The sequence below is a fragment of the Terrisporobacter muris genome (assembly GCF_024621905.1).
GTDB lineage: Bacteria > Bacillota > Clostridia > Peptostreptococcales > Peptostreptococcaceae > Terrisporobacter > Terrisporobacter muris.
The window spans coordinates 1-9,524 of the sequence record NZ_JANKBY010000131.1 but is presented as its reverse complement, the minus strand read 5'-3'; the positions used below and the strand labels follow the sequence as shown (position 1 = coordinate 9,524).

The following is a 9,524-nucleotide window of genomic DNA, read 5'->3' as shown; positions in this document are numbered from 1 at the left end:
ATTTATATTTATGCTTTAACATACATTATCATTAATATTTGTTTACATATTTATACATTTTTTTCAGAAGATTACATAAAAAAAAGAGGTCATTAATACCTCCTCATTTTATCTATTTTTTAAACACTAATATTCCACCTACACCAGGACCAGAATGTGCTCCGATACAAGTTCCAACTACGAAATATCCTATCTTTTTAGGTTTAAAAACTTCTTTAGCAATTTCAGTAAGCTTTTCTGTTTCTTTTACATCATCACTGTATCCTATGTAAATTTCGTCTTGTTCTAAGTCATCCCCTAATCTCTCTTTAACGTATTCAATCATTTTATTTAATACATTCTTCTTTCCTCTTACTTGTCCTACTTGAGAAACTAGTCCGTCCTTAACTTCTAATATAGGTTTTATGTTTAATAAACTACCTACAGTAGCTTTAGTCGATGATATTCTTCCACCTTTTTTAAGGTATTCTAAAGTATCTACTGAAAACATAAGAATATATTTTTCTTTAATTTCATCTAAAGCCTTAAATACCTCATCTATGCTTTTACCTTCACTTATCATTTCAGCTGCTTTAACGACAAAGAAACCTGCCCCAAAAGTTAAATTATTACTATCGTATATATATATTTCTCCTTCAGTATCATTTTTAGCCATTACAGCACTTTGGCATGTACCTGTAGCTGCTGCCGATCCTGATATATACAGTATTGTTTTTCCTTCTTTTGTATATTTATCAAAAACTTCTTTAAATTGAGCATAAGTAGCTTGTGAAGTTTTTGGATATGCATTTTCCTCCCTTAAAATCTTATAAAATTCTTCAGGTCTCATATCTATACTATCTCTATATTCTTTTCCATTAAGTATAAGTGTTAGTGGCACTACATCTATGTCATACTTTTCTAAGTATTCTTTGTTAACATCAGATAAACTATCACATACTATTTTAATATCATTCATCCTGTTAATCTCCTCTCTTTGTCATTATAATTATCTCATATTTGGATAACCAATTTGTCTTAAAGCTTCATAAACAACTATTGCAACTGAATTTGATAAATTTAAAGATCTAGCCTTTTCTAATTTTACCATAGGTATTCTCATACATGTTTCTTTATTTTCTGCTAATAAAGTTTCTGGCAATCCTTTTGTTTCTTTTCCGAATACTAAAAAGCAACCGTCTTCAAATTTCATATCTGAATGTGACTGGTTTGTTTTTGTTGTAGAGTAGAAGTACTTTCCTTCTGGATATTTTTCAAATAATTCTTCTAAGCTATCATAGTACTTTATATCCGATATATCCCAATAATCTAATCCACTTCTTTTTAAATATTTATCTTCCAATGAAAAACCTAGAGGTCTTATTAAGTGTAAAGTTGCACCTGTATTCGCGCAAGTTCTTATTATATTACCTGTATTTTGAGGTATTTCAGGTTCTACTAATACTACGTTTATTGACATAACGCTCCTCCGTTTAAATTAACTAGTTTATTAATTTTGCTTAATTTTAAGCAACTTCAATTTTTTCCTAAGTACATTATAACAGAAATCTCTCCTAATTAAAGTTGCTTTTTTATACTTTACTTCCTAAGTTCTCTTGTCCCATATATAATAATTTTATCTTGAGGAGGATAATAGCTTTGACCTATATATTCAGTTTCCTTACCTAAAGTATCTTTATACACTCTATAAGTTTGAACTTTATATCCTTTTCTACCCTCCTGTTCTATGGTTTTTACACCCAGGTCATATTTTTCACTATTTCTTCTAATTATCCTATTATTAAGTATATCTGTAGTTTCTGTTATAACTTCAATATCTTTATTATCTTTTTTATTTCCATAAATTGTGCATACTATCTTGTTACCTACGATTCTATTATATATAAAAATAGGGTTATCAAATTTATTGGAAAATTTTAAATCTATGGTTCCACCTGATACAGTTGCATCTCTCCCCATTTCAATATAAGGGCTCGGTATTGAATGATTTCTTACATTAATTATTTTCATACCAGAATATAAAGCTGCGTTATAAATAGTGCTCGATACTTGACACATACCGCCGCCTATTCCCTTTTCTGGCTTTCCATTCACTATTACAGGAGCTTCTTTTAAATATTTATTTATATGAGATTTCTGTATACATGAATTAAAAGAAAATATTTCTCCTTTGTCTAGTAATATATTACTTGTTGCATTTGCTGCCAACTTAATATTATTGGATCTATTATAATTATTTGCATTAAAATAAGTCTCAAAACTTCCTAAAACAGTATTAATTTTGCTTAACTCTTTATAGGAATAAAATGGCTTAACAGATAAAGTAGGTATGATTTCATCTTTATTATCCATGTCTTTTATTTTTCTAATTATTGTATTTTTTAATTCATCTTCATTTAACTTATATCCATTTTTTTCTTTAGTTATAACTATTTTTCCATTTATTATTCTTATTGTTGCACTTGTTGGTTTTATATATATTTTTTTATTCAATTCTTTTAAATATTTATCTAATTTTTTTTCATCATAAGTAATACTATAATCTAGTATTACCTTCTTACCCATGGCTAAACTACTTCTAGTTTTCATATTTGCAATGATGCCTTTATCTCTGCCAATATTATATGCTTTTTCAACTACTTCTTCCACATCATAGCTTGTTCCTACATCATTCTTGCAAAAACTATATTCTTTTTCATCGAAAATTAATGAAAAGGAATTATTCTCATCAAGTGCTTTATTTATTTTTTCCATAGCTTCTTTTTTTGTTAAATTTGACAAATTAATATCTCTAACATAAATATTTTTGTTTATTTTACCTTCAAATTCAATTGCATTACTTAAGACTACATTGCCTAAAGATACAATTAATAATGATAAAAATATTGCAATCTTAAGCTTTCTCAAAAGTATCATTCCTTTCCTTTATAAAAATCACAATCACCTTTTATTGGGCATAACTCGCACTCTGGTTTTCTTGCCTTACACATTCTTCTTCCATGAAATATTAATACATGGTGAGAATGAGACCACCTGTGTTTTGGTATAACATCCATAAGAGCAAACTCAGTTTTTTCTGGAGTTTTGGTATTAACAATACCTATTCTATTTGCAACTCTAAAAACATGTGTATCTACTGCTATTGCATCCTTGTTAAATGCATTACTTAGTACTACATCTGCTGTTTTTCTTCCAACACCAGGAAGTTTTGTTAACTCTTCTAAAGTATCTGGAACTTCACCATTGTAATCTCTACATATCATTTCTGATGTGGCCTTAATCTTTTTACCTTTACTTTTATAAAGACCGCAAGTTTTTATTTCTTCCATTATTTCTTCTTCAGGTAAGCTTGCAAAATCCTCAGGCTTATTGTATTTCTTAAACAACTCTCTTGTTACCATATTAACTCTAACATCTGTACACTGTGCAGACAATATAGTAGCTATTAATAGCTCAAAAGCTGTATTATACTCTAATTCACAATGAGCATCTGGATAAAGTTCCTCTAGCTTGTCTAAAATTTTATTTACATCTTTCATTTATTTTCCCCCTTAATTTATCTTTTACTTTTATTATCTATCAATTTAGTCAATCTATAACAAAGTAATAATTCTCAATTTTTTGGTTTTTTGTATTAAAAAAGCAAAAACTTAATAAGTTCTTGCTTTTTATTATATCAATTTTTATTCCTTTTTTGATTCTCTTGACTTATTATAAGTATCTAATTTTTCTTTTACCAAGATTTTAATATCTTCAAACATTTTATCCATTAGAATTTCTATACTCTCTTCTATTTTGCCCACAGGATAAATTTTAAAGTTTCCATCTTTTATTGTTTTTTCCATTTCATCTGAAAGTATTAAATTATCCATATTATCTTTTGGCAGAATCACACCATAAACCTGATCTTTGAATCCTCTTTTCTTGCACACGTTATAAAATCCTTCTATTTTTTCTGTTATGCCTCCAACAACTTGTATATCTCCTTTTTGATTTAAGGATCCTGTCACTGCTATATTTTGTTTTATAGGTACTTCACTTAATGAAGATAGCAAGGCACATAATTCTGCTAAAGTAGCGCTATCTCCATCTATACCACCATAGTTTTGCTCGAAACAAATATACGCATTCATTGATAAAGGATATTCCTGTGCAAAATGCTCCGTTAAATATCCTTGCAAAATAAGTACACCTTTGCTGTGTATAGGTCCACTCATTTTTACTTCTCTCTCTATATTTACTATTCCTTTACTTCCCATACTAGTTGTTACACTAATTCTCGATGGTCTTCCAAAAGAGTATTCTCCCATACCAAGAACTGATAGTCCGTTTATGATTCCAACTCTACTACCTTCAGTATCAATCATTATTGTATTATCTTCAATAAATTCATCCATTTTATTTTCTATTTTATTCAAACGCTTACGTCTTTCCAGTATAGCTATTCTGACATGCTCTTTTTCCACAAACTCTTTATCTTCTAATTTTGCAAAGATATCTGCCTCTGTTATTACTTCTAATAATTTATTAAAATCTGTTGATAATTTTTTCTTACTTCCTACTAATCTAGTGCTATGTTTTATGATATCCTCTACAGCCTCATAAGTAAAATGCTTAAACTTATTTTTTTCACATTGAAATGCTATAAATTGAGCCATGCCATATTCTGTAACCTCGTTTCTATTCATTTCATTATCAAAATCTACAAATATCTTAAAGCATTTGCTAAATTCATTATCATATCTGTAAAGCACATCATAAATATAGTTACTTCCAATTAGTATGATCTTAACATTTAATGGTATTTCTTCTGGCTCTATTGATACTTTCGTCTCCATTGGAATTTTTTGTGACTGTATAGTCCTTTTTAAAAGCTCCCATGATAGCGGGTAAGCTAAAAGTTGTTGTGCATATAGAACTAAATACCCACCATTTGCTTTTTGTAAAGAACCTGAAAAAACTTTTGTAAAGTCAGTTTTTATATTCCCACTATTATAATCATACTCAACCTTACCAAACAAATTTGATGGACTTGGATTAGATTCAACAATAATAGGTGCATGCTTATTATTTTGATTATCTACAAACAAATTAACTACATATTTTAAAAAACAATCCTTATTATAGTACTCTCTAATTTCATCATCATCTAAGTAAAATAATTCTAAATTTTTAAGTATATCTTCTCTTATTTTATCAATATAATCTACAATTTTATCATAAGATTTATATTTCTCTTTTAACTCCTCAATATGTGGATCTACAACTATTTTACCTACTTCATCTTCTATCTCAATCATTATAGTTTTTATATTTTCCTCAATTTCTCTTATCTGATAAACTACCTTTATTGCCATATTTTCTAATTCTTTTTTAATTTTAAAGAACTCTTCTGAGGATACTTCATCCTCAAAATTTTCATTTAGTGGAACAAACACCATTCCTACTTTACTACTTTTAAGCTTAAATCCTTTTTCTTCTCCATAAGTTTTTATCTGCTTAATTAAATCTTCTTTTTGCATCTCATACTGCTCTAATAATGTATTTTTATTTATCTCATATTCTTCACTATCAAAAGCTTCCTTTATTTCTTCAAATAGTTTATCTATCATTTCTTCTATATCATCTTTAAATATTTTCCCCATTCCTCTTTCTAAACTTATTACAATAGGTTCTCTTGGATTATCAAAATTATATACGTAGCACCAATCCTTATGATTATTTTTTTTCTTTGAGTACCCTTCTAAAACTTTCATTGTATAAGTACTTTTTCCTGTTCCAGGGTCACCTGCTACATATATGTTATAAGCAGAATTATCTATTTTTAAACCTAGTTCCATAGCCGTTACTGCTCTGTCTTGACCTAAAAAATCTTTTAAAGGTTCTATTTCAGATGTATTATTAAATTTTTGCATATTAATCCCCTTTCTATCCCCTATTTATATGAACTAAAATTATATCCTGTTATAAACTTAATAAATTATATGTATTATGTTTCTTTAATTTGACTTAATAATTTTTTTCAAAAATAAAAAGCCTATGATTTACCTCTTCATAGACTTTTCTTTTAATATATCTATATTTCTTTTTATAATATTTCTTCCTCTCCAACTAAAGGCTCTATCCTTATATCTTCGTTTAAACTCTTTATTTGAAATGTTATTAATCTCTTCTTCACTTAAAGTTGTTATTAAATTAGTGTTAAATTCTTTAATATTAGTCTCACATATATCTTTATTATGAGGACAAACTTGCTGACATATATCACATCCAAATATAGATTTATTCTTTTTCATTTTTTCTACTTCTTCTGATGTAAGCTCTTCTTTCTTTTGAGTTATAAATGAAACACATTTTTTAGGATCCATTTTGTAATTTCCCTCTAAGGCATTTCCCGGACAATATTTTACACATTTGTTACACTTTATACATGTTTTACTTGTAGGATTATCTGGTTCTAAGTCATAATTATTTACTATATATCCAATAAACACATAAGAACCATATTTATCTGTAATAAGATTATTATTAATTCCATAATATCCAATACCAGCTAAATAAGCCAAATATCTATCTACTAATGGTCCATTATCAGCAAATATTTTATAATTAAAGCTTTCATCTACTTCTTTTATTTCCTCACATAAATTATTTAATTTTTCCTTTATTACTAAATGATAATCTAGCCCATAGCAATATTTAGATATATTCGATTCATTCTCTTGTTCTATATGATAAGGAAATGCACATACTATAATTGATGCTGCATCCTCCATTATTAATTTTGGATTTATTCTTTTTTCTATATCAGGTTCTTCCATGCCTGTTACAAGACCTTTATTAACCTTTTCTTCTAATATTTCTTTTAATTCATAATATGGACCAACAGATGCAATTCCAATTGCATCTAATCCTTTATTTTTAAAAAGTTCTTTAATTTCTTCTTTATTCATAAAATATCCTTTCTTTAAATCCTCTTTAGTTTTATAATAAACTAATGATAAGGAAGTGATAATTTGATTAAACTAACAATACCAGGAAGACCTATTAGTAAGTCTAATTTTAAACTGCATAACGTTCATGGTCAAGCTTGGATGCCATCAACAGGGAAATATTCTAAATACGTAGCTTATGAAAATATGATAGCCGGATATATAAATACACAATATCAAGGTGAAGTTATAGAAGAAGACTTAATAACAGTTATGAAGTTATACTTCCCTAATAAAAGAATGGGTGACCTACATAACTATCCAAAAAGTATTTGTGATGGAATAGAAAAAAGCGGTATTATAAAAAATGATAAACAATTAAAACCTGTATTATTATTTGATTATATTGATAAAGAAAATCCAAGAGTTGAAATTGAACTTTATCCTGTTTCAAAGTATAATGTTACATACGATATTATTTCAAAATAATATTATTTTATAACCAGACATATAAAAATTAACAACCATTTTATACTTTCAAATGTAATTTTATAATTATTAACAAATATAAATATGTGGAGGATTCTTAGTATGGAAAATTTATTAAATGATATAATTTTATCAAATAAAAAACATACCGCTAACGGAAAAGTCGCTAGTTATATTCCCGAATTAAAAAAAGCTATTAGTGATGACTTAGGCATATGTGTAATCGATAAAGATAATAACATTTACTGTGCTGGTGATTATAGTAAAAAGTTTACTATTCAAAGTATATCTAAAACCATAATCTTAGCTATGGCATTAATGGACAATGAATGGGACTATGTTTTTTCTAAGGTGGGTATGGAACCCAGTGGAGATCCTTTTAACTCTATAATGAAATTAGAAACTAATGATACTAAAAAACCTTGTAATCCAATGATAAATGCTGGTGCAATAGTAACTACTTCTCTAATTAAAGGAAAAAATCTACAAGAAAAAGAAGAAAGGATGTTAGCATTTTTTAGAAAACTTGCTAAAAACGATACTCTTCAAATAAATCAATCTGTTTATAAATCTGAAAAATTAACAGGTGATAGAAATAGAGCTATGGGTTATTTATTAAAAAATGACGGTTTTATAGAAGGAAATGTTGAAGAAACACTAGATTTATATTTCAAACAATGCTCTATTGAGGTAGATGTAGTAGACTTAGCTAGAATAGGCTTACTATTTGCAAACTATGGCATAGATATAGAAACTGGTGAGCGTGTAATTAGTGAAACTATATCTAGAATGGTAAAAACATTTATGGTCACTTGTGGTATGTATGATGCCTCTGGCGAATTTGCTCTTAAAGTTGGTGTCCCAGCTAAATCAGGTGTAGGTGGCGGAATAATGGCATCTGTACCAAGAAGAATGGGTATCGGTGTATTTGGACCCGCCTTAGACAAAAAAGGCAATAGTATTGGTGGATTAAAAGTCCTTGAAGATCTCTCAAAAAGACTAGAATTAAATATATTCTAAATAAAAGCAGCAAAACATCTAAGATGTAATTGCTGCCTTTTTATATTAATCTATTTATTTTCTAATTTGTCACATACATTTTTAAGCATATTTCTAATTGGCAAATTGTAAGGACATTTTTCTTCACAAAGCCCGCATTCTACACATTCACTAGCTTTACTATCACCTAATGATTCATATCTTTCCAATGCCCATTCTTTCAAGTTATATCTTGTATAATATCCTTCTAATAAAAAGTTCTGCGGTATATTTACATTCTTAGGACATGGAAGGCAATATTCGCATCTTCTACAAAAGTTCCCACTTAGTTCTTTTCTAATTTTTTCAATTTTTAAATTATCTTCTTCAGTTAATTCTATCTTATTTATAACCGAAACATTTTCTTTCACTTGCTCAACTGTATTCATTCCAGGAATAGCTACATCAATATAATCTTTTGATAATATGTATTTTATTGCCAAAGGCCCATCATCTATAGCTCCTCCAGCTAAAGGCTTCATAGTAATTGTTCCTATTCCTTTTTCATGTGCTTTTCTAAAAACTTCATCAGCTTGATCTTCAACAATATTATATGGAAATTGTATCGTAGCAAATTTATTATCTTCTACAGCTTTTTCTATAGTTCCTAAACTGTGACTAGTTATTCCAATATATCTTATTTTTCCTTCTTCTTTGGCTTCTAATAAAGCTCTATATGCTTTATTATCATCAAATATTTTACTATATTCCTCTATTTTAAGATTATGTATTTGATATAAGTCTATATAATTAGTCTTAAGATTTTTTAAACTTATATCTATATCTCTTTTCATATCTTCATAACTTCTTGACATACTCTTAGTTGCAATATAAAATTTCTCTCTTCTTCCTTCTATAGAATTCCCTATATATTCTTCACTAACAGTATATCCTCTTGCTGTATCAATAAAATTAATCCCTTGATTTATCAATTCATCAATAACTTTATTTGTATCATCTTGAGTAATTCTCTGTATAGGTATTCCCCCAAATCCAACTCTTTTTATTTTTATCTCTGTACTTCCAAGATTTATCAACTTAATATCCTCCTTATTATAATATCTA

General features: G+C 27.8%; 9 protein-coding genes. 2 read left to right on the top strand and 7 right to left on the bottom strand.

The window, feature by feature from the left end; all coding sequences use genetic code 11:
* Positions 1 to 112 precede the first annotated feature (112 nt).
* The 6 genes from NSA58_RS11080 to queG all read right to left on the bottom strand — a co-directional run bounded on the left by NSA58_RS11080 (position 113) and on the right by queG (position 6,953).
* Positions 113 to 958 (bottom strand): DegV family protein, encoded by an 846-nt coding sequence (locus NSA58_RS11080; RefSeq protein WP_039678474.1) that lies wholly within the window; start codon positions 956 to 958, stop codon positions 113 to 115.
* Positions 959 to 988: 30 nt separating this feature from the next.
* Positions 989 to 1,459: a tRNA (uridine(34)/cytosine(34)/5-carboxymethylaminomethyluridine(34)-2'-O)-methyltransferase TrmL gene (gene trmL / locus NSA58_RS11075; protein WP_039678473.1), complete on the bottom strand. Its 471-nt coding sequence runs from the start codon at positions 1,457 to 1,459 to the stop codon at positions 989 to 991.
* Between the two features lie 119 nt (positions 1,460 to 1,578).
* Entirely contained in the window at positions 1,579 to 2,907 is a 1,329-nt protein-coding gene (locus tag NSA58_RS11070; protein WP_257560465.1) for a VanW family protein, read from the bottom strand.
* A 5-nt stretch (positions 2,908 to 2,912) separates the two neighbouring features.
* Positions 2,913 to 3,539 (bottom strand): endonuclease III, encoded by a 627-nt coding sequence (nth, locus tag NSA58_RS11065; RefSeq protein ID WP_074429463.1) that lies wholly within the window; start codon positions 3,537 to 3,539, stop codon positions 2,913 to 2,915.
* Between the two features lie 144 nt (positions 3,540 to 3,683).
* On the bottom strand, positions 3,684 to 5,915 hold the full coding sequence (locus tag NSA58_RS11060) for a Lon protease family protein (RefSeq protein ID WP_052232857.1): 2,232 nt from the start codon (positions 5,913 to 5,915) through the stop codon (positions 3,684 to 3,686).
* A 129-nt stretch (positions 5,916 to 6,044) separates the two neighbouring features.
* Positions 6,045 to 6,953, bottom strand: a complete 909-nt coding sequence (gene queG / locus NSA58_RS11055; RefSeq protein WP_039678469.1) for a tRNA epoxyqueuosine(34) reductase QueG — start codon at positions 6,951 to 6,953, stop codon at positions 6,045 to 6,047.
* 63 nt (positions 6,954 to 7,016) lie between these two features.
* On the opposite strand from queG, the gene NSA58_RS11050 reads away from it, so the two are divergent.
* Both NSA58_RS11050 and glsA read left to right on the top strand, forming a co-directional pair.
* Positions 7,017 to 7,421, top strand: coding sequence for a RusA family crossover junction endodeoxyribonuclease (locus NSA58_RS11050; RefSeq protein WP_039678468.1), 405 nt, complete (start codon positions 7,017 to 7,019; stop codon positions 7,419 to 7,421).
* A gap of 102 nt (positions 7,422 to 7,523) precedes the next feature.
* A complete protein-coding gene (glsA, locus tag NSA58_RS11045; protein ID WP_039678467.1) occupies positions 7,524 to 8,441 on the top strand; it encodes a glutaminase A in 918 nt (305 codons plus the stop codon).
* Between the two features lie 50 nt (positions 8,442 to 8,491).
* Here the strand turns inward: glsA and NSA58_RS11040 are convergent, their stop codons facing one another.
* Positions 8,492 to 9,496: an aldo/keto reductase gene (locus NSA58_RS11040; protein ID WP_079764745.1), complete on the bottom strand. Its 1,005-nt coding sequence runs from the start codon at positions 9,494 to 9,496 to the stop codon at positions 8,492 to 8,494.
* Positions 9,497 to 9,524: the final 28 nt, after the last annotated feature.